The sequence below is a fragment of the Halosimplex litoreum genome, from assembly GCF_016065055.1.
Taxonomy (GTDB): Archaea; Halobacteriota; Halobacteria; order Halobacteriales; family Haloarculaceae; genus Halosimplex; species Halosimplex litoreum.
This window is the reverse complement of record NZ_CP065856.1, coordinates 725983-746889: the sequence shown is the minus strand read 5'-3', so window position 1 is coordinate 746889 and position 20907 is coordinate 725983. Positions and strand designations below refer to the sequence as shown.

Genomic DNA, 20907 nt, shown 5'->3' with positions numbered 1-20907 from the left:
AGACCGACCAGCGGCGTAGTGATCTGTGGTTATCGAAAGGACCGGACGTAGAACACACACCAGAAGAAGATGCCGAACAGAAAGCCGACGGCACCGAGCGGTCGCCGCGTCCATTCGGGTATCGGACTCTCGAGATACGGTGCGAGGGCCGACACCACACCGGACGTTCCGAGCGGATTGTAGAGGAACGCGCCCGCGGTCGCGACGACGAGACCGAGGGTGGCCGTCCAGGAGACGCGATGGGCGAAATGCCGTGCGTCGAACGACAGCTGGGCCAGCGTCACGAAGAAGATCCCGACCCAGAGCCGCCTGATCGCCTCCGCGAGATTCCCGCTCCCGACGAGAAACACCCCAGCGATACTCAACGTGGTGTAACTCACGATGATGCCGACGGCGACCACGATCTTCGCCTTCGACCTCAGTTTGGACGTGAGATAGTCGATCGCCCGCACGTGAAGCGGAGCGTCCGACACCCCGTCGCTGTCGGTCAGGACGAAATCGAGGACTTTCTGCACGACCCGCGCGGTGACGGCACCCTGGACGCAGCGACCACAGACGAAGACGAACAGCGCGAACAGCAGGACGAGATCGCGTCGTACGACCGTGACGTACGTCGCTCCAGCGACGCTCGCGGCGAACGACACCGCCGCCGCGAAGCCGACCCGTCGTGAGTACGTCCGCCGCTCTCCGATCACCCCGGCGATGAGGCGGTCGAAGAGCCCGATCAAAAGTAACGAGAACCCCGCAGCGACGGCGACCGTGGGGAGCCACCGTGGGAGTACGTCGAGCGCGGCCGAGAGTTGGACCGGAGTGCCCGTCATGTCTCGTCCACGATGTATCTCACAGCGATGACGCTCACCGCGATCGGTGCCCCGAACCCGACGAGCGTCAGTCCCCATCTGACCGCTGCGTTGAGTGGCGGAACCGCGAACAGTGCCGCGAGCAGACCGGTACAGCCGACCGCGATGCCGATACGAGCCCGGCGACGGTACCCCGACCCGGCGGTCACCACGAGCGCGACGGGGAGCATCGAGAGTGCGAACGCGGCAGGCCAGGCGAGTGCGACGAGCGACCGGATCGTCATCGCCCCTCTACCTGCCGTTCCCACGTGAGTACGATCAGAACGGCGACGACGGCGACGCCGACGACGACCAGGAGTTCGGCCGAGAACAGCTGTGCGAGAACCGCGGCGAGCACGCCCGTGGCGGACTTCGGCGGCGACGCCGTCGCCACCGTCGTTCCACCGGCCGACGGAGCGCCCTCCGTGCCGGCCGGCGACCCGCCACCGCTGCCCGCGGTGGGCGTGTCAGCACTCGCGGCGCGCGCCGTCCCCGTCGACTCCCCGTCGGAGCCGACCGCCGTGTCCGTGGCGGCGGACGTCCGGGCCGACACCGAGACCGACCGGGACGCGGTCCGGACGGCGCCGTCGTCGTCGGTGACCGTGAGTTCGACGCGCCGGCTCCCGGGCGACTCGAACGCGTGTGTGACGGTCTCGCCGGTCGCGTCGACCGTCCCGTCGCCCGTCAGGTCCCACTCGTAGGACGCGACCGACCCGTCCGGGTCGCTCGACCGCGACGCGTCGAACGTGATCTCCTGGTCGACGCGCGGGTCCGACGGACCGACCGAGATGGCGGGTGACGGCGGGTCGTTCGGTTCGACGACCGAGACCGACGTTCGGATCGTGTCGGTCGCTCCCCGGCCGTCCTCGACGGTGAGCGCGACGGTGTGAGCCCGGGCCTCCGAGAAGGTGAGCGTCGCCGTCTCGCCGGTCGCGTCGACCGTCCCGTCGTCACCCACGTCCCATTCGTAGGACGCGACCGACCCGTCCGGGTCGCGCGCCGCGGACGCGTCGAAGGTCACGGGTTCGCCGGTCGTCGGCTCGCTCGGCTCGTGCGTCACGTCGGCTACCGGCGGGTCGTTGTCCGGGACGAGCGCGTGTAGCGTATGCGAGCCGTGAGCGAAGACGGTGTCGCCGGCGAGTGCGGGCGTTTCCGGCTTGCCGCTCCCCGGGTCTTCCAGCTCGAACCGCCACTGGAGGCTGCCGTCCTCCGGGTCGAGCGCGGCGACGTAATTCGACGCCGTGTCGACGGCGTACAGCAGTTCACCGTCCGTGACCGGTGACCCGAGCCCGATGCCGCCACCTCCGTGTGGCGAGGTCCAGAGTTCCTCGCCGCTGTCGGTGTCGAACGCGCGGACGTTCCCCGCCGAAACGAACAGGCGGCCGTCGAGGAGGGTCGGGCTGCCGCCGACGTCCGTCTCGCCGAGCGTCGCCTGCCACTCTCCCGTGCCGGTCTCGGCGTCGACGCCGACGACCCGCCACTGGCCGCCCTGGTAGCCGCCGACGTACACCCGATCGCCGTCGACGGCGGGAGACAGCGAGTCGGAGATGTCGTACGTCCACCGTTCGCTCCCGTCGCTCCGGTCGAGCGCGCGCAACCCCCTCGAGTCGGACACGTAGACGGTGTCGCTCGTGACCGCCGGAACGCTGTTGTCTTCGACGCCCATCCCCGGCGAGACAGCCCATTCGTGTTCGCCGGAACTCACGTCGATCGCGTGGGTCTCGTCGGGGCCCGTCACGTAGACGGTCCCGTCGACGACCGTGACGGGACTATCGAGTACCTGGCCACCGAGTTCGTGCGACCAGCGTTCGGTCCCGTCAGCGGCGTTGACGCCGTACAGGACGTTGTGGTAGTCGTCGAGGTTCACGCAGCAGACTACGCCTTCGCCGACCGAAGGGCCGCTAAAGGCCAGTTTCTCCCCGTTTCGGAACTCCCAGCGTCGCACTCCCGTCTCCCGGTCGAGCGCGTACAAGCCGTCGCCGCCGACGTAGACGGTGTCGTCGTCGACGACCGGCGGCGCGTTCCACCCGCCGCCGGTCCGGTACTGCCACGACTCGGTTACCCCGTCGCGTGGACCGCTCGCGCTCGTGCTGAAACCAGTGTTGCTCGCGTCGAACTTGAACCGCGGCCACGAACTCGCGGCCTCGCCGTCGGCGACTGCTCGGCCGCTGTCGACCGGCGACCGACCGTCGACCGACGGGCTCACGTCCGAGTCCGTCCGCCGGGCGGCGACCGCTCCGGTCAGCAACGCCAACAGTTCGCGTCGTAACAAACCAGAGTTCACGTGACGACTAGCTGGGTGAGTCGTCGTATCCGATAAATATGTTGGGACCGGCGTGACCGGTCGCAGACGGCCACCGAGTCACCTGCGAGCATCTCCCTCACTCGTCGCACTTCCCCCCCACTCGTCGCACCTTCGATCGACGCAGGCCTGTTCGGCCGGTATCGGTGTGGAGAGTGGCTGTCGCGTCACTCCCGCACCAGCGCGTCGCCGTGACGTTCGCGCAGCCGCCGGAGTGTCTCGCGTTGACGGGCGAGCTGGTCGGGCACCTCCTCGTACACGTCCGCGAACAGCTCGTCGGGGTCGGGCGCGGCCGTCGCCTCCGCCGCTTCGATGGCCTCGGCGACTCGCTCCTCGACTCGCGAGTCGATCGACTCGACCGCCGCCTCGTCGAGCCGGCCGGTCTCGACGAGGAACGTCTCCAGGCGGTCGATCGGGTCACGTTCGCGCCAGTACTCGACTTCCTCGCCGTCGCGATACACGTCGGGGTCGTCGGCGGTCGTATGGGCGCCGTAGCGGTACTCGACGGACTCGATCAACGTCGGTCGCAGGTCCTCGGCGTCCGGGTCGAGCGCTTTCTCGCGGGCGTAGCGGACGACCGAATACACTGCCAGCGGGTCCATCCCGTCGACGCGGATCCCCTCGAAGCCGTAGGCGTCGGCCTTCCCCGCGAGGGTCGCGCTCGCCGTCTGGCGGTGGCGCGGGACGGAGATCGCCCACTGATTGTTGTGACACAGATAGATCGCGGGCGCGTCGAACACGCCCGCGACGTTGAGCGCCTCGTGGAAGTCACCCTCCGACGTGGCGCCGTCGCCGAAGTGCGAGAGCGCGACCGACTCGTCGCCGCGGTGGCGGGCGGCCATCGCCGCGCCGGTCGCGTGGGGGAGCTGGGTCGCGATGGGGATGGCTTCGGGTGCGACGGTCGGCCCGCCCGCCGAGCCCGAGGGGAGCTCCGCGCCCATCAGCCCGCGAAGGATCTCGGGCAGGTCGAACCCCGCCACGAGGCGGACCGCGTGCTCACGATAGGTGGGGAACACCCAGTCGTCGGCGGCGAGCGCGAGCGTGCTCGCGACCTGGCCGGCCTCCTGGCCGCTCATCGGCGCGTAGGTCGCCAGCCGGCCCTGGCGCTGCCAGCTCACCGCCCGCTCGTCGAACCGCCGGGCCGTCTTCATGGCCTCGTACATCGTCACCAATGCATCGTCCGAGAGGTCGGGTTCGGTCGCGCCCGGCAGGAGGCGGCCGTCGGGGTCTAAGACCCGTACTTCGCCGCTGTCTTCGGCGTAGTCGTTCGTCCGTATCAGATCCGTGTCTCGTATCGTGCTCATGGTGTGGTGGTCCGCTGTCGGCCGCAGTGCGTGCGCTGCAGGGGTCGCTTCGGTGAGTCGCGGGATGTCGGTCGCCGTGCCGCCGAATCGAACTACGTTGTCGCGAAAGGCTCCGCCGGCGGTGTCGGAAAGCGTCGGGCTATCGAGTCGCGTCGGTCACGCAGCGAAAGGGACGCCGTCCGCGTCGGGCTGGCGGAGGACATACGTGGAGAAAAGCGCGATTTGTACTTAATTATGGTGTGGTATCGCGAACCACACCGCACGAACGTCCGTCTTTTCGCGGGCGAAACGCAACGGAGGGCCCTGGTACCGGGCGTCCAGCGGACGGGAAGCGGGCCGTCCCGGTGCGGTCAGCGAGTCGACGCCCAGAGAGCGGCGTAGAAGAGTAACGCACCCGCGTAGGACACGGCGAGAGCCAGGAGAATGACGAGCCACGTCCCGCTCTCGCCGTGCGCGCCGACGTCGACGACGCGCGCGAAGGCGGCGACCCACGCCCCCGCGAGGACCGCGGCGGCGGCCGTCCATCGGACCCACACCCGACCGCGGTCGACCACCGCGTACCCGACCACCGGGAAGGCGACCAGCGAGAGCAGCCAGGCGGCCCCCGCTATCGTCCCGGCGTACTCCCCGCTGTAGTCGGTCGCCACGGCGACCGTCACCAAGAGCGCGGCCGCGAGGGTCACGGCGACCGCGCTCGTCCGCCGCCGCGCTCGGCGGGTGGCGACCACGTCGGGCGTGACCCGTTGTAGCGTCGTCGCGGTGTCCTCGTAGTACAGCCGGGGGCGGTCGGCGTCTCCGTCGGCGGGCGTCTCCGAGCGCCCGGCCGGTACCGCCTCGTCGACGGGTAATTCGTCGGCCTCGCTGGGGTTCGTCCCGGTCGACCGCTGGATGGCGTAGACGACCGTCGCGACTACCGCGACGAGAACCGCCACGCTCGGTAGCCACCCGCCGACCAGAACGGTCCCCACAATCGCGACCCCGAAAGCGACCGGCGAGACCACGACGAGCTTGCACAGCGCATCGTTCGTCGGTGACCAGCCGTCGGTCGCCTCGATACGGCCGGTGTACCGGAGACAGACGGCGAGCGTGAGCCCGAGCGGCAGCCAGGCGAGGGCCGCCCCCCAGGCCGCGGGCGGGCCCGCCCACGTCAGCACGTCGACCGTCGTGACGACGGTCGCGAGCGCGTCGGGCGTCCCCGGCGGCGCGAACACCAGATACGTCCGCGTCGAGATCGAGTCGCCCGTCCAGACGACGCGGCCGTCGCGGGCCGTCGCTCCCGGCGGTTCGACGAGCGGGTCGGTCCCGTCCGGACCGTGGACGACGAAGCGGTCGGTCTCGATCCGCATCGGCTCGTCGAAGTCGAGCTCGTCCGCCCGGCCCTCGCCCTTCTGCCGATAGAACCGGTCGGAGACCACCGTTCCGGCCGTAGCGGGCTCGGTCACCTCGGGCGTCCGGTAGCTGACGAGGAGGTCCCGCCCCTCCATCGACACGGAGACCCCCCGCCTGTCGAACGCCGGTCGGCTGTACCCGTCCTCGGAGAGCGCTTCGTCGCCGTCCGTCAGCTCCGTGGTAACGAGTTCCAGGAGCGTCTCGTTCGTCCGGAACTCCTCGACACCCGAACCGTCGAGGGTGACTCTCCCCTCCACTCGGGGGTCGCCGCTACCGTTCAGATACATGTGCGTCGCGCTCTCGCCGACCGCGACCGACCGGTTGGTCCGCTCGGCGACCGCCGACATCGCGTCCACGCACTCGTCGCAGACCACCTCGGTCTCCGGGGCCGGTCGGGAACACCCGGCCGTCACCGCCAACAGCACCAGCAACCCCAGGACCGCCAGCCGTCGCTTCCCCCTGTCCATGACACTGACTGTCTCGCCACCTAACAAATAGCTTCGGGAGCGACGGCGGTACGCAGAACGCAGTCGGTTTAACACAGCGCCGTCTGAGTTGCGATCAATGAGTGGCGAGCAGGAACTCGGCATCACCGAGAGCAAGGAGCATTCGACGGGCGAGTGGTACGCGGAAGTCGTCCAGAAGGCGGAGCTGGCCGACTACGCACCCATGGGCGGGTTCATCGTTACTCGCCCCCGCGGGTACGCGGTCTGGGAGCGCATCCAGGACCACCTCGACGGCTGGTTCAAGGACACCGGCGTCGACAACGCCTACTTCCCGATGTTCATCCCCGAGAGCTTCCTCGAACGGGAGAAAGACATCGTCGAAGGGTTCGACCCCGAGGTCGCGTGGGTGACCCACGGCGGCTACGACGAACTCGAAGAGCGCCTGGCCGTCCGTCCCACGAGCGAGTCCATCATCACCCCCTTCATCGCCGACTGGGTGCGCAGCCATCGCGACCTGCCCATGCGGCTCAACCAGTGGTGCTCGGTCGTCCGGTGGGAGGCCACCGAGACCAAGCCCTTCTTCCGAACCAAGGAGTTCCTCTGGCAGGAGGGCCACACCGCCCACCGCGACGAGGACGGCGCGTGGGACGAGACGATGACCCGTCTCGACCAGTACGAACGCCTGTACGAGGACGTGATGGCCATGCCCGCGCTGAAGGGTCGCAAGCCCGAACACGACAAGTTCCCCGGCGCCCACACCACCACGACCATCGAGACGCTCATGCCCGACGGCAAAAGCGTCCAGGCCGCCACCTCCCACTACCTCGGCACGAGCTTCGCCGAGGCCTTCGACATCACCTACGCCGACGAGGACGAGGAGGAGCAGACGGCTCACACCACCTCGTGGGGTCTCTCCTGGCGCTCGATGGGCGCGCTCATCATGCTCCACTCCGACGACCAGGGGCTCGTGCTCCCGCCCACGCTCGCGCCCACGCAGGTCGTCATCGTCCCCATCTGGCAGGAGGACAACAAGGAGGTGGTCGTCGAGTACGCCGCCGACGCCGCCGCCGAACTCGACGAGGCCGGTATCCGCGTGAACCTCGACGACCGCGACAACCGCAACCCCGGCTTCAAGTACAACGAGTGGGAGCTGAAGGGCGTCCCGCTGCGTATCGAAGTCGGCCCCAACGAGGTCGACGACGAGGAGCTCACGCTCGTCCACCGCCCCGACGGCGAGACCAGCGTCGAGGACCGCGCCGACGTCGCCGATACGGTCGAGGAACACCTCGACACCGTCTACGCCAAGCTCTACGCCAGCGCCGAGGAGACGCTGGAGGGCGAGATCCGCGAGGCCGACTCCCGCGAGGAGATCCTCGGCACCATCGGCCAGCACGGCGGCTACGTCAAGACCGGCTGGTGCGGCGACGAGGACTGCGAGGACCCGATCAAGGACGCCCTCGCAGCCGAGATCGTCATGGTCCCCCTCGACCGCGAGGAGGAGCCGCTCCACGACGAGTGTGCCATCTGCGGCGAGGACGCCCAGGACACCGCCTACTGGGCGAAGACTTACTAAGGCCATCTAGTTACCATCTAGTTACCATCTTTTTGACGGATGGGTTTCCTCGCGAGCCTCCGGCTCGCTGCGGGGAACCCATCCGCCAAAAACATGGGTGAAAAAGCCGACTGCTCGGCTTCGCCTCGCAGCCGGTGAACCGCGCGCCTGCGGCGCGCGGATGCTCAGTAGAGGTGAGAGGGGTAGCAATCCACCGTGGCGCGCGCTGTCGCGAGTCTCGTCTTTCTCGTGAGCGCAGCGAACGAGGGTTAGCGAGAGCTTCGATCTCGCCAGACGCGCCAGCACCGTGTGAGGGATGAGCGAACGGAGTGAGCGAATCGGCTGGGGAGGCTCGTGGCCGTCTGCGGTTGCTGTTCGGGGCGGGTGCGGTGCTGTCCCTGGTGGACTGAAAGGGCGAGGCGCGCTCGCGTTCAGTTTAGTCGCCTGAGCGGGCACTATCCGCGCGGGCGGTGCCGAGAGCGCGGATATCCCGCCTCAGCGACCGCGAGCGCGTCGAGGGCTTTCATCGCTTGCCGTCGACTGCGGTCGCGGTTGTTTGCGTTTCTTTCACGGTACGATCTGTTGCAACTCATGCTCGACAAGCAACACGGACCGATCGTTTGGAACGTCTCGACCCGCGGAGGGCTCGGAGCGGGGAAGCCGATGGATATAACCCGAGCGACCCGCTCTCACACACCCATGGACGCGGCACTGGGTGCGCCGGCGAAGATGGCCGAGCGGGAAGACGACCTGACGCCGATGATGGCCCAGTACTTCGAACTCTGCCGTGAGTACGACGACTCGCTGGTGCTGTTTCAGGTGGGCGATTTCTACGAGGCATTCTGCGAGGCGGCCGAGCGAGTGGCTCGCATCTGCGAGATCACGCTGACCAAACGGGAGGACTCGACGGGGGAGTACGCGATGTCGGGTATCCCGATCGACAACGCCGAGTCGTACATCGAGCGGCTGCTGGAGGCGGGGTATCGGGTAGCTGTCGCCGACCAGGTCGAGGACCCCGACGAGGTCAGCGGCGTCGTCGACCGGGCGGTCACCCGGGTCGTGACGCCGGGGACGCTCACCGAGGACGAACTCCTGCGCAGCGCCGACAACAACTACGTCGCCTGTCTCACGGCGGACGGTCCCGGTGGCGACGCGTCGACGCGGGACACGCGCCGAGCGGGGGGCGGCGCGGGCGCCGGCGGCGACGAGGACGGCCCCTACGGACTCGCCCTGCTGGACGTGTCGACGGGTGATTGCTACGCGACCGGTGCCGACCGACTGGACTCCATCGCGGACGAACTCGGGCGGTTCGCGCCGGCGGAGGCCATCGTCGGTCCCGACGCGCCCGCCGACGTGTTCGACGGTGACTGCATGGTCTCGCCCTACGAGCGGACGGCCTTCGACGCGGAGCGAGCCCGAGAGCGCGTCGAAGCGTACTTCGGCGACCTCGGGCTGGCCGACGAGGCGGAGGTCCGGGCCTGCGGTGCGCTGCTGGCCTACGCCGAGTACACCCGCGGCGGCAACCCCGACGCCGGCGACGTCGGTGACGACTCGACGGCCGAAGTGGCCGGCCCGGGTTCGACCGCGAACGACGGGGGGGCCGACGACACCGACGGTGCCGCGAACGCTGCCACCACGCTCGACTACATCAACACCCTCACCCGGTACGACCCGCGGGAGTACATGCTGCTCGACCGCGTCGCGCTGGAGAGCCTCGAACTGTTCGACCGCCGGGCGGTCCACGGCGACCGGGCGCTCACACTCGTCGACGCGCTGGACGAGACGGCCTGTGCGCTCGGCCGCCGGAAGCTCGACGACTGGCTGCGCCGGCCGCTGCTCGACGAGGACCGCATCGCCGCCCGCCACGACGCCGTCGCCGAGCTGACCGGCGACGTGACGCTGCGGGAGGCCCTCCACGACCTGCTCGACGACGTGTACGACATCGAGCGGCTCATCTCGCGGGTCGCTCGCGGCCGCGCAACCGCGCGGGACCTGCGCTCGCTGCACGACACCCTCGCCGTGGTCCCCGACGTGGAAGCCGCACTGGCCGACGCCGACTCGGCGACGCTGGTCGAACTACGCGAACACCTCGACCCCCTCGCGGACGTGCGCGAGCTGGTCGACGAGGCCATTCGGAGCGACCCCGACGCCGACCTCACCGAGGGCGGCATCGTCGAGCCCGAGTTCGACGAGGAACTCGCCGCGTTGCGGTCCACGGAGCGGGAGGGCAAGGCGTGGATCGACGACCTCGAAGCGGGCGAACGGGAGCGGACGGGCATCGACTCGCTGAAGGTCGGCCACACTTCGGTCCACGGCTACTACATCGAGGTGACCGACTCGAACCTCGACGCCGTGCCCGACGACTACCAGCGCCGCCAGACGCTGAAGAACTCCGAGCGGTTCGTAACCCCGGAACTCAGGGAGCGCGAAGACGAGATCATCCGCGCGGAGGGACGGGCCGACGACCTCGAATACGAGCTGTTCTGTGAGGTCCGGCGCGAGGTGGCCGAGGAGTCCGAACGCGTACAGGCGCTCGCCGACCGGCTCGCGCGGCTGGACGTGTTCGTCTCGTTCGCGAGCGTGGCCGCGAAGTTCGACTACACCCGGCCCGCCGTCGGCGCCGAGGAGTTCGCGGTCGAAGCGGGCCGCCATCCCGTCGTCGAGCGCACCGAAGAGCGGTTCGTTCCCAACGACGCCCACTTCGACGACGAACACTTCTTCGCCGTCGTCACCGGCCCGAACATGAGCGGCAAGTCGACGTACATGCGCCAGGTCGCGCTCACGTCCGTGCTCGCCCAGGCCGGCAGTTTCGTCCCCGCCGCCGAGGCGCGCCTGCCGGTCGTCGACCGCGTGTTCACCCGCGTCGGCGCCAGCGACGACATCGCCGGCGGCCGCTCGACGTTCATGGTCGAGATGACCGAACTCGCCGACATCCTCACCAACGCGACCGAGGACTCGCTGGTCCTGCTGGACGAGGTGGGTCGCGGCACCAGCACCGCCGACGGGCTCGCCATCGCCCGCGCGGTGACCGAGCACGTCCACGACGAAGTGGGCGCGACGACGCTGTTCGCCACGCATCACCACGAGCTGACCGCCATCGCCGACGAGCTGTCGGGCGTGTTCAACCTCCACTTCGAGACAGACCGCGTCGAAGACGAGGTGACCTTCGAGCACGAGGTCGCGCCCGGGGCCGCCGCCGCGTCGTACGGTATCGAGGTTGCGAAGCTGGCCGGCGTCCCCACCGAGGTGGTCGAGCGCTCCCGGGAGCTGCTCGAGGAGAGCGATTCCGGCGACCGCGGTGAACCCGCAGTCGACGCCACCGGTCACGACCGCGACGGGAACGTCCGGGTGAGCAGCACGGCCGACGGGAGCGGAGCCGGCGGAGCCGGAAGCGGCCCGGCCTCGGACCTCGAGCGGAAGCTTGCGGCGCTCGACGTGGCGACGATGACGCCACTGGAGGCGATGAACGCCCTCGCCGAGCTGAAGGAGTCGCTCGACGAGTAGCGGCGGCGCCGACCGGCAACGGCGTGCGAACGGTGTCCCGGTCAGCCGTCGGTGTCCGGCCCGCCAGTGGGCGTCAGCGGCACGAACTCCAGCCCGCGCTCGGCGAGCAACCGACCGGCGCGGTCGGTGACCGACGGCGCGACGAGGATGCCCCGCACCTCGCGGTCGGCGTGCAGGTCCCGCTCCAGCGCGTCGACGTACCGGCCGAGCTGGCCTACGGCGTCGGGACCGACGCGTCGTCGCTTGAGTTCGACGGCCACGGCCCGTTCGTCGGCGTCTTCACCGTAGATGTCGACCGCACCGGCGGGGGTCCCGCGCTCGGTCGCCAGCGGCACGAACCCCTCCTCGATCAGGGACGGCTCGTCCAAGACTCGCTGACGGAGGTCCTCCTCGGTGCCCGACAGCGAGAGGTCTCGTTCGTCGGTCAGCCCGTAGGCCGACACCTCCAGCACCGCCTCGAAGTCGACGCGGAGGTGTTCCGCCGGCGTCTCGCGGTGGCTCTCGACGACGAGGTGGCCCTCGTCCAGGCGGGTCTCGTGGTCGCAGTCGGGGGGTTGCCAGTTGACCGGCTGCTGGCCCTCGTCGGTGTGGACCAGGGCGGCGCCGTCGGGCTTGAGCATCACCAGTCGCTCGCCGGGGCCCAGCGTGCTCGACGCGCGGCCCTGGTAGTCGACGGTACAGCGGCCGACGACGGTCACGAGCGCGCCGGTATCGACGGCTTTCGCCACGAGGTCCCGTGCGGTCTCGTGGCTCGGGCGCTGGTGTGTCTCCAGTCGGAGTCCGTCCTCGACGGCAGTCACGCCTCCCGATTGGGGGTCGGGGGTCAAAAACCGCGCGACACGGGACCGGCCAGGGCGTCAGGGTCGCGAGTCACCTCCATCGATCCAGACGATCCCGTCGCAGTCGGGTGTCTCGGGGTGGCGAGCGAGCCGGACGGCGAGATATCGCGTCGCCCCGGGGGCGGACAGGAGGCCGGCGTCGACCGCGTCGCCGAGCACCTCCTTCGCAGTCCGGACGAACCGACGGAGTCGCTCGCCTCCGGCCTCGCCCGGCCATGGAACGAGCGCCGCCGTCTCGGCAGCGGTCACGCCGTCTACGCCGGTGGCGGCGACCGCATCGTCGTCTGCGGTCGCGGCCTCCCGACCGGTCTCGATGCCCAGCCGGTAGACCAGGTACGCCTCGGTCCGGTCGTCGGCGACGACGAGCGCCTCGTACTCACGGGGATCGAGCGAGCCGAGGAGTTCGTCGACCGACGCGCCCGAACGGAACGGTTCCGGGTCGACGAGGTCGGGAGGCGCCTCGTCGGCCCGAACGAGGTCGACCAACCGGTCGAGGCACTCGCCGCCCCACTGCGAGCGGTGCAGGTCGTACCCGCCGGCGTCGCGTTCGACCGCGACCAGCGTGCGCGCTCCCACGGCGAGGGGGAGTGGTCGCGGCCTCTCTCATAAAGTATCGCACGCACACGCGTCTTCGGCTCACCCGCCGTCGAACTCGACGAGGCTCCGCAGCGGGACGAGGCGATGCTGGACCTCCGGTTTCGTGTAGCCCGAGGACTCCTCGGTGACGCCGGCGGTGTACACCGTCACCTTCTGCTGGAGCACGTGGGGTTCGCCCTGTTTGTTTCGGACGACTTCGACCGACCGCCACGCCTGGTCTTCCATATCACACCACGTGGACGGCCGGCGATAAATCGCTTTGGCGCGGCGAGAGCGGTCCGCTCGCGTTCACTCGCGAGTGTCGACGCCGTGGACCTCGAATCGAGCGCCGCCGGCGTCGCTATCGGTCACCGAGACCGACCAGCCGTGGGCCGACGCGATCTCGGCGACGATCGCGAGCCCGAATCCGGTGCCCGCCGGCGAGGTCGAGAAGCCGCTCTCGAAGACGCGCTCGCGGTCGTCCTCGTCTATCCCGGGGCCGTCGTCGGCGACGAAGAAACCGTCGCCGTCGGAGCGGTCGCCGACGGTGACGGTGACCGCGTCGCCACCGTGTTCGACCGAGTTCCGGACGAGGTTCTCGACGAGCTGCCGGAGCCGCGAGCCGTCGGCGACGACAGTCGCGTCGGTCTCGACGCTGAGCGCGGCACCGGCGGTGTCGACGGTGTCCCAGGCGTCGCGTGCGATGGTCGCGAGGTCGACGGGCGCCGGCGCGTCGACGGTCTCCCCTTCGCGGGCCAGCCGGAGGAGGTCGTCGATGAGTCGCTCCATCCGGTCGAGCGCGCGGTAACACCGCTGGAAGTGCTCGTCCTCGCCGGTCTCCTCGGCGAGCGGGAGCGACCCGACGAGCACCGACAGCGGGTTCCGCAGGTCGTGTGAGACGACGCTGGTGAACGCCGAGAGCCGCTCGTTCTGTCGCTTGCGGGTCTGGGCCTGCTCGACGCGGTCGAGCGCCGCCTCGGCGTTGGCCGCGAATATCTCGGCGAGGGACACGTCCGAGTCGTCGAACGCGCCGGCTGCGCTGTCGCCGATCGAGAGTGTCCCGTACTCCCCGATAGGGACGTACATCGACGCGCGGGCGTCCTTGCGGTCGTAGCCGTCGTCGACCGCTTGCACGTCGTCGACGACGAGCGTCTCGCCGTCGGCGAAGGCGCGGCCGGCGGTCCCCTCGCCGACGGGGTAGGCCGGCCGGTCGCCGAGCATCACCGCCGCGCCCTCCGAGATAGCGACGGGCCTGAGCCGGTCGGCGTCCTCGTCGAGCAGTCTGACGAGGTTGTTCGGGTAGCCCAGCGTGTCGCGGACGGCGTCGACGGTCAGCCGCGCCACCTCCGATTTCGTCTCGGCGTCGACCAGCTCGCGGGTCACCGCGTGCAGCCCCTCGAGCCGGCGGCGCGTCTCGGCGGCCGCCTGGGCCTCGCCGACGGTGTCGCCGAGCTCCGCGAGCACCGCCCGCTCGGTCTCGCTGGCCGCGTCGGCCGTGTCCGCGTAGACGGCGAGCACGTCGTGGAGTCCGGCCTCCGCCGACAGCGGGACGGTGACCACCGACTCGACTCCGTGGCGTTCGGCGACAGTCCGCCAGGCATCGAGCGTCTCGTCGTCGGAGACGCTCGCGGCGTACTGGACTTCGCCCGAGCGAGCCGCTCGTCCGGCCGGGCCCCGCCCACGCGGCGTGTCGTCGTGGCGGACCGTCACTTCCGCGAGGTACTCGTCGGCGCCGCCCGCGGCGGCACGCGTGACGATCTCGCCCGTCTCCGGGTCGGGCTCGCCGATCCACGCGAACCGGTAGGTCTCCGAGTCGGCGAACGCCTCGCAGACCGCGCGGTCGACCGCCGCGACGGTCTCGGCCTCGACCAGCCGCCGGTTGATGTCCCTGACCAGTGCGGTGATTCGCTCCTGACGTTCGGCCCGCCGTTCGGCCCGTGCCGCGGCGACGGCGTTCTCGATGCGATTCGCGAGCACCGCGTACTGCTCGGTCCCGGCTTCCTTCTGGAGGTAGTCGGTCACGCCGGCCGACACCGCCTCGCTCGCCACCTCTTCGCTCCCCTTGCCGGTGAAGAGGACGAACGGCAGGTCCGGGTACTCGGCCCTGACCGCCTCCAGCAGCTGGAAGCCGCACATCCCCGGCATCTGGTAGTCGCTGACGACGCAGTCGAACGACTCCGAGCCGATCCGGTCCAGCGCCCGTTCCGGATCGGAGACGGTCGCCACCGAGAGCCGGTCGCTCTCCAGCTCGAGGTAGTCGCTCGCGACCGCCGCCAAATCCTCGTCGTCGTCGACGTGAAGCACCCGCACGTCGCGTCCCATCTCACTCACAGTTTCTCTTTGTCGTGTGGGGTGCGGGGTCGGTAATAAACGTATGGCTCGCGACCGCTACGGCGACCGGTCACGCTTCGGCTCGCCGGAGAGTGAACCGTCTGGTTTCGGGGCCCGACCCGTAGTAGGCGCGTGCGAGCGACGATTCGTCGCCGATCGGCTTCGCGACTGTCCGGACGGGGACACTGACGGCCAGCGGCGACGCCTCGAACGGATAGGGATCGATCGTGTACGCTTCGGCGCCGACTCGGGCGACCGACAGCGTCGTGTCGCCGCGGGGGTCGCTCGTCGGGACGGCTCCGATCTCGTCGTATCCGGGCGGGTCGTCCGTGAGACAGAACGCAAGCGAGAGGGCGTCCCACGCCTGGAGCCGGCGGTAGTCCGCCCACAGCCGCCCGTCGTAGCCGTCCGGCACTCCCCCGTCGGCGTGCAGCGATCGGAGGAGATCGCGATCGGCCCCGGTCGCCGACGAATCGGGAGCCCCGCTCGCCGTTCCGTCCTCGCGGGCGCCACCGCCCTCACTGTCGAGGAGCCCCTCGAGCAGTCGGCGCTGGCGTCGGTGCTCGCGGTCGACGAACTCGCGATACTCCGGGGGCGTTTCGGGCCACGACGGGGAGAGCCCGTACCGCTGGTTTCGCAGGCCCGCGCCGTGCATCGAGACGAGCAGGCCGGCGTAGGCGTCCATCTCGGCGACGGCGTCGATCCCCTCGTCGTAGAGGGCGATCCACGGCTCGGCGGGCATCTCCCGAAAGTCGACCGGGTCGCCGTCGGCGAGGTGCGGACGGCGGTCGTAGGTCCGCCAGCCCGTGTCGTGGGCGTACGCCGCGAGAACCAGCGAGTCGAACGGCTCGGGGCGGTCGAAGTCGTCGTTGCCCCAGGCGTCGGCGAACTGGCCCGCGAGGGCCGCGTGGTCCGGCTGCGTGACGAACTGGTAGCCCTCGGCCGTCTCTGCGACGATCACACGACGTGTTGGGCCGGCGCGGTCAAAGGCGCGTCGGCCGGTCACGCACGCTCGCGCACCGTCTCGACCCACGCTTCGATGTCCTCGCGGGTGAGATCGGGCGACCAGTGGAGTTCGTCGTCGATGAAGACGGGGTACGGCTCCGTGTCGAGGGTGTCGACGAACGCGTCGACGGTCGTCTCGATTCGGGTGCCATCCCCCGAAGCGATGACGTGTCGACCGTTATCGGTGGAGAATGGAACGGTAACGGTTCCGAGTGGTGCTTTCTCAGTCGGGAAACAGAACGGAGCGACGACCAGCCCGTCGTCCCACGAGAGCCGGTATCCGATGGGAACGACAGATTCGTTCGTCGTCACCGAGACCGAACCGTCGCCGACGACGGTGTAGATCTCCGCCGGGAACACCGTCGCAGCACCGAGGACGCGGAGCGCCGAGCACAGGGAGTAGCCCTGCCCGAGCAGTCGAGCCAGCGACTCGCCGACGCGGGTCGCGACGCTGTCGAAGATATCCGCGACCGTCACGATACCGCCCGCCGCTCCCTCGTCCACCAGCGCTCGCCCCTGAGCGAACGACGTGCAACCGTTGAGGAAGAACAGCTCGGCACCCACGTCGTCGACGGTCCGCACGTCGACGAACCCGTCGGCGCACTCGATACCGCGGTCGTCTACGTGGCCGACGTAGTGGAGGAAGTCGGTGTCTCTCGCGAGGGCCGCCTGGAGTTCGACAGTGGACGGATCGGCGACCACCGTCGTGTCGAACGATTCCAGCCCCTCCCGTGAGTAGATGTCCGCGACTGTACCGTCTTCGCCGGTCCGGTCGCCGGGGCCCACGACGGTGATGTCGATCCTCGTTTCGTCGGAGCGTTCGCGGTCGAGCTTCCGTTCGTACGCGCTCGCCGTCATCTTGCTCGTTCCGACCGGCACGCCGTCGCCGAGAAAGGCGTGTTCGACACTGGAACACCGGGGCGGGTAGACGAGCCGCTCGTTCCACGCCTCTCCGGCGGACCGCATCGATCCCGTCTGGGTATCTGCCCCCGCAGAGGTCCATCGCCGCCGAGACCACCCCGACCGCCGATCCCGGTTTCCGGGTTCGGGGTCGTTTAACATAGCGGCGTCGGGACAGCGGACCGCCGCCAGTTCGGCCGCGAGGTGCGGGAGTGCGTCCAGCCGATCCACGCTCGGAACGACGTCGGCCGTGAGTTTCCAGCGCGGGATCGCGTCGGCGAGACGCTCGCGTGACACGTCCATGAACTCGGCGGTCCGGCTCTGTAGATCCGCTTCGTACATCGCTTCGATATCGAACGGCAGGCGCGACTCGACCGCGGTTCGCTCGGCGAGGTCGATGTCGAAACGTCCGGCGGTTCGGACCACGCAGTCGAGCGTGAACTGCCGCTGCAGGACATCTGTCGCCGTCGCGGGGAGGTCACCTGCCGTTGTCAGCGACCACTCCCGTCCATCCGCGCGGAGAGAGGGGTCCTCTCCGATCTCGACCGTCGCGCCGAGGTAGAACGCGAGCGGGGCGACCGCGAAGCAATCGGCCAGTCGGGGCCGTATCGTGATCGACACGCCGGTATCCGGTGACGAGAGCGCGTCGGGTGCGTGAAGTCGGTCGCCGACTTCGACGAGCGGCGGGTAGCCCCGGAGCGTCGGCCAGGACCGCTCCGGCGAGGTCGTCTTCAGCGCCGACCCGAACAGCGAGATCGCCGCCGCGAGGTCCGCCGGGTCGGCGGTCGTCGCGATCGTCGCCGCGGGTGATTCGTGATAGCTCCGGGCGCCGATCCGGACCCGCGTTCGCGACTCGAAGTCGACCCGCGCCCGGTCGTCGTACGTCTGTATCGAGAGGGGCCCCTCCGCGTGGAAGTAGAGCTTGACTGCTGTCGTACTCAGTTCGAGGGTGTATCTCCCCGTGGGAACTTCCCGCTCGTCCGCCGAGAAGACCTCCGCGACCTGTTCGCCGTCCCTCGTCCTGACGACCACGCCGACGTGATACGGAAACCGGACCTCAGTCGTCTCGATCGTCGCCGCGGTGTCGACGGGCACGTCGAACGTCCCGGGATCTGCCGGAGTCGGCTCGACCGGCCGGTCCGTCCCGATCTCGAAGTCGACGGCCTCGATCGGGTCGACGATCCTGACCCCCGTCGGATCCGTCGTTGCCTCGAACCGCGGGTCCGCGTCGTCTTCTCGGTCGCTCACGGTGTTCACTCCCTCTGTCGTATGGACGGAGAAGTACCTTCCGTCCGCGGAACGCGTTGTGGCCGGCGACGGGATCGGTCCGGGCAGTCCGCTCGCTGCCAGCCGTTACCGCCTGCGGTGGTGGTAGTACGCGACCACTCGCAGCGGAATCGCGGCCAGTGCGGTCGCGAGCGTCACGAGGACCGTCCACCCCGGAGCGAGTCGCAGGAGCAACTGCATCCCCATACTGAACGCGAACAGCACGGCGAACCGGCGAGTATAGCGCTCCGTCCAGAGCGCACGGGCGCGCTCGCTCTCGGTCGAGAGCACGACGAGCGCGACGGCCAGCGGGACGCCGAGGAGCGCGGCGACGGCGACTCGCGTCGTAGTCACGGGGACCTCGAAGAACAGCGGCTCGACGGCGGCGAGCGCGCCGAATCCCAGGACACACACCGCGACCCAGGCGAGGTCGACGAGCGTCCCGGCCGACGAGCCGGGTTCGGCCCACTCGTCGGGGAGGGCACTCATCTTGTCGGCAACTCGACTCGTCGGAACAAAGCCCTTCCTATCGGCCGGTGACGAGCGCGAAACCGCAGAAACGGGGAGAGACGGAGCCTTACAGCAGGTCTTCGACGTTGTCGACGACTTCCTCGGGGGTGTCGCCGACGGGGACGCCCGCGGATTCGAGCGCGTCGATCTTCGACTGGGCGGTGCCGGTGCCCGAGCCGGAGACGATGGCGCCGGCGTGGCCCATGCGCTTGCCCGGCGGGGCGGTGCGGCCGGCGATGAAGCCGGCGACCGGCGTCGACATGTGCTCGTCGATGAACGCGGCGGCCTGCTCCTCGTCCTCGCCGCCGATCTCGCCGCACATGACGACCGCGTCCGTGTCGGGGTCGTCCTCGAACAGCGAGAGCGCTTCGATGAACGAGGTGCCGATGATCGGGTCGCCGCCGATACCGATGGCGGTCGACTGGCCGATGCCGCGCTGGGTGAGGCTGTCGACGACCTGGTAGGTCAGCGTGCCCGAGCGGGAGACGAGGCCGACGCGGCCGGCCTCGAAGATGTTGCCCGGGAGGATGCCCAGTTTCGCCTCGCCCGGCGTGATGAGGCCGGGGCAGTTCGGGCCGACCAGGTGGGTGTCGGTCTCTTCCTCGGCGCGCTTGACGCGGGCCATGTCTTGGGTCGGGATGCCCTCGGTGATGGCGACGACGAGGTCGAGCGGGGCGTCGAGCGCCTCGAAGCAGGCGTCGCCGGCGAACGCCGGCGGGACGAACACGACCGACGTGTCGGCGTCCTCGGCCTCGGCGGCCTGGGCGACGGTGTCGTAGACGGGGACGCCCGCGACCTCCTGGCCGCCCTTGCCGGGGACGGCGCCGGCGACGACGTTCGTCCCGTACTCGATCATCTGTTCGGTGTGGAACTTGCCCTCACCGCCGGTGATACCCTGCACCACGACGCGGCTGTCTTCGTCGACCAGAACACTCATGCTTCCACCTCCTCGGCGTAGTCGACCGCACGCTGCACGGCGGACTCCAGGGTCTCCTCGACCGTCACCAGATCCTCGTTGAGGATCTCCATGCCCTCCGTGGCGTTGGTGCCGGCGAGGCGGACGACCACGGGCTTGGGGATCTCGTCGAACTGCTCGAGCGCCTGGTTGATCCCCTTGGCGACCTCGTCGCCGCGGGTGATCCCGCCGAAGATGTTGAACACGACCGAGTCGACGTTCTCGTCGGAGAACACCATGTCGAGCGCGTTGGCGATGCGGTCGGCCTTGGCGCCGCCGCCCACGTCGAGGAAGTTGGCGGGCTCGCCGCCGTAGTAGTCCACCAGATCGAGCGTCGTCATGACGAGGCCGGCGCCGTTGCCGATGATGCCGACGTTGCCCGACAGGCGGACGTAGTCGAAGCCGTACTCGTCGGCCTTCCGTTCGAGCTCGCTCTCGGCGAACTCGCCTTCCTCCTCCATCTCCTGGAGTTCGGGCTGGCGGAACATGGCGTCCTCGTCGACGTTGAAGACGGCGTCGGCGGCGATGACGTCGTCGTCCGAGGTGACCATCAGGGGGTTGATCTCGGCGTCGGCGCCGTCGCGGTCGTCCCACAGCTGGTAGAGCGTCGTCAAGACAGAAGCCACGTCGCCGGCGATCTCGCGATCGACGCCAGCGTCGTAGACGGCCTTGCGGGCCTGATAGGGGTGCATGCCGAAGGCGGGGTCGATGTGCTCGCGGGCGATGGCGTCGGGGTCCTCCTCGGCGACCTCCTCGATGTTGACGCCGCCGCGGGTCGAGACCATGGCGACGGGCTTGCCCTCGCCGCGGTCCATCGTGACGCCCACGTACAGCTCGTTCTCGAAGTCGACGGCCTCCTCGACGAGGACGCGGTCGACGGTGTAGCCCTTGAGATCCATGCCGAGGATGTCGTCGGCTGCCTCCTCGGCCTCCGCTTTGTCGTCGACGAGCTCGATCCCGCCGGCTTTCCCGCGCCCACCGACGTGTACCTGTGCCTTGATGGCGACCGGATAGCCGATCTCTTCCGCCGCGGCGACCGCCTCGTCGACGGTCCCCGCGAGCTCCGATGCCGGTGTCGGGATACCGGCGTCGGAGAAGACCTGCTTGGCCTGATATTCGTGCAGTCGCATGTCACTCGAATTCGCGGTCGGCGAGCGCTTAAATCCCGCCGGTATCGACCGGCTTCGGA

General features: G+C 69.5%; 16 protein-coding genes. 2 read left to right on the top strand and 14 right to left on the bottom strand.

The genetic code is table 11. From position 1 onward, the window contains the following. Nucleotides 1-29 precede the first annotated feature (29 nt). The 5 genes from I7X12_RS03680 to I7X12_RS03660 all read right to left on the bottom strand — a co-directional run bounded on the left by I7X12_RS03680 (nt 30) and on the right by I7X12_RS03660 (nt 6301). Nucleotides 30-821, bottom strand: a complete 792-nt coding sequence (locus I7X12_RS03680; RefSeq protein ID WP_198062526.1) for a hypothetical protein — start codon at nt 819-821, stop codon at nt 30-32. Next, nucleotides 818-1084 carry a hypothetical protein gene (locus I7X12_RS03675; RefSeq protein ID WP_198062525.1) on the bottom strand — a complete coding sequence of 89 codons (267 nt, stop codon included), beginning with the start codon at nt 1082-1084 and terminating at the stop codon, nt 818-820. The genes I7X12_RS03680 and I7X12_RS03675 overlap by 4 nt, the downstream gene beginning before the upstream one ends. Continuing rightward, nucleotides 1081-3111 carry an outer membrane protein assembly factor BamB family protein gene (locus I7X12_RS03670; protein WP_198062524.1) on the bottom strand — a complete coding sequence of 677 codons (2031 nt, stop codon included), beginning with the start codon at nt 3109-3111 and terminating at the stop codon, nt 1081-1083. Before I7X12_RS03670 ends, I7X12_RS03675 begins: the two co-directional genes overlap by 4 nt. A gap of 197 nt (nt 3112-3308) precedes the next feature. Continuing rightward, nucleotides 3309-4445, bottom strand: coding sequence for a pyruvate dehydrogenase (acetyl-transferring) E1 component subunit alpha (pdhA, locus tag I7X12_RS03665; protein ID WP_198062523.1), 1137 nt, complete (start codon nt 4443-4445; stop codon nt 3309-3311). Between the two features lie 350 nt (nt 4446-4795). Continuing rightward, nucleotides 4796-6301, bottom strand: coding sequence for a hypothetical protein (locus tag I7X12_RS03660; RefSeq protein ID WP_198062522.1), 1506 nt, complete (start codon nt 6299-6301; stop codon nt 4796-4798). A 97-nt stretch (nt 6302-6398) separates the two neighbouring features. On the opposite strand from I7X12_RS03660, the gene proS reads away from it, so the two are divergent. Beyond that, nucleotides 6399-7853, top strand: a complete 1455-nt coding sequence (gene proS, locus I7X12_RS03655; RefSeq protein WP_198062521.1) for a proline--tRNA ligase — start codon at nt 6399-6401, stop codon at nt 7851-7853. Nucleotides 7854-8531: 678 nt separating this feature from the next. Further along, complete coding sequence (gene mutS, locus I7X12_RS03650) at nt 8532-11336, top strand: DNA mismatch repair protein MutS (protein ID WP_198062520.1); 2805 nt, start codon at nt 8532-8534, stop codon at nt 11334-11336. A 41-nt stretch (nt 11337-11377) separates the two neighbouring features. On the opposite strand, the gene nucS is transcribed toward mutS, so the two are convergent. The 9 genes from nucS to sucC form a co-directional block, all read right to left on the bottom strand. Then, entirely contained in the window at nt 11378-12136 is a 759-nt protein-coding gene (gene nucS, locus I7X12_RS03645; protein ID WP_198062519.1) for an endonuclease NucS, read from the bottom strand. A 57-nt stretch (nt 12137-12193) separates the two neighbouring features. Further along, nucleotides 12194-12751 (bottom strand): DUF6735 family protein, encoded by a 558-nt coding sequence (locus I7X12_RS03640; RefSeq protein ID WP_198062518.1) that lies wholly within the window; start codon nt 12749-12751, stop codon nt 12194-12196. 60 nt (nt 12752-12811) lie between these two features. Next, entirely contained in the window at nt 12812-12997 is a 186-nt protein-coding gene (locus tag I7X12_RS03635; RefSeq protein ID WP_006885307.1) for a hypothetical protein, read from the bottom strand. A 63-nt stretch (nt 12998-13060) separates the two neighbouring features. Beyond that, entirely contained in the window at nt 13061-15073 is a 2013-nt protein-coding gene (locus tag I7X12_RS03630; RefSeq protein WP_232343140.1) for a hybrid sensor histidine kinase/response regulator, read from the bottom strand. A gap of 79 nt (nt 15074-15152) precedes the next feature. Beyond that, nucleotides 15153-16043, bottom strand: a complete 891-nt coding sequence (locus I7X12_RS03625; protein ID WP_198062516.1) for a DUF3891 family protein — start codon at nt 16041-16043, stop codon at nt 15153-15155. Between the two features lie 41 nt (nt 16044-16084). Then, nucleotides 16085-18235 (bottom strand): hypothetical protein, encoded by a 2151-nt coding sequence (locus I7X12_RS03620; protein WP_198062515.1) that lies wholly within the window; start codon nt 18233-18235, stop codon nt 16085-16087. Nucleotides 18236-18340: 105 nt separating this feature from the next. Further along, nucleotides 18341-18742 (bottom strand): hypothetical protein, encoded by a 402-nt coding sequence (locus tag I7X12_RS03615; protein ID WP_198062514.1) that lies wholly within the window; start codon nt 18740-18742, stop codon nt 18341-18343. Between the two features lie 88 nt (nt 18743-18830). Continuing rightward, complete coding sequence (gene sucD, locus I7X12_RS03610; protein WP_198062513.1) at nt 18831-19700, bottom strand: succinate--CoA ligase subunit alpha; 870 nt, start codon at nt 19698-19700, stop codon at nt 18831-18833. Beyond that, on the bottom strand, nt 19697-20848 hold the full coding sequence (sucC, locus tag I7X12_RS03605) for an ADP-forming succinate--CoA ligase subunit beta (RefSeq protein WP_198062512.1): 1152 nt from the start codon (nt 20846-20848) through the stop codon (nt 19697-19699). Before sucC ends, sucD begins: the two co-directional genes overlap by 4 nt. Between the last annotated feature and the right edge of the window lie 59 nt (nt 20849-20907).

Excerpts from the sequence above, each read along its gene's own strand:
- I7X12_RS03680 (WP_198062526.1), bottom strand. The coding sequence starts at position 821 with ATGACGGGCACTCCGGTCCAACTCTCGGCCGCGCTCGACGTACTCCCA.
- I7X12_RS03675 (WP_198062525.1), bottom strand. The coding sequence starts at position 1,084 with ATGACGATCCGGTCGCTCGTCGCACTCGCCTGGCCTGCCGCGTTCGCA.
- pdhA (WP_198062523.1), bottom strand. The coding sequence starts at position 4,445 with ATGAGCACGATACGAGACACGGATCTGATACGGACGAACGACTACGCC.
- I7X12_RS03660 (WP_198062522.1), bottom strand. The coding sequence starts at position 6,301 with ATGGACAGGGGGAAGCGACGGCTGGCGGTCCTGGGGTTGCTGGTGCTG.
- proS (WP_198062521.1), top strand. The coding sequence starts at position 6,399 with ATGAGTGGCGAGCAGGAACTCGGCATCACCGAGAGCAAGGAGCATTCG.
- mutS (WP_198062520.1), top strand. The coding sequence starts at position 8,532 with ATGGACGCGGCACTGGGTGCGCCGGCGAAGATGGCCGAGCGGGAAGAC.
- I7X12_RS03635 (WP_006885307.1), bottom strand. The coding sequence starts at position 12,997 with ATGGAAGACCAGGCGTGGCGGTCGGTCGAAGTCGTCCGAAACAAACAG.
- I7X12_RS03630 (WP_232343140.1), bottom strand. The coding sequence starts at position 15,073 with ATGGGACGCGACGTGCGGGTGCTTCACGTCGACGACGACGAGGATTTG.
- I7X12_RS03615 (WP_198062514.1), bottom strand. The coding sequence starts at position 18,742 with ATGAGTGCCCTCCCCGACGAGTGGGCCGAACCCGGCTCGTCGGCCGGG.
- sucD (WP_198062513.1), bottom strand. The coding sequence starts at position 19,700 with ATGAGTGTTCTGGTCGACGAAGACAGCCGCGTCGTGGTGCAGGGTATC.
- sucC (WP_198062512.1), bottom strand. The coding sequence starts at position 20,848 with ATGCGACTGCACGAATATCAGGCCAAGCAGGTCTTCTCCGACGCCGGT.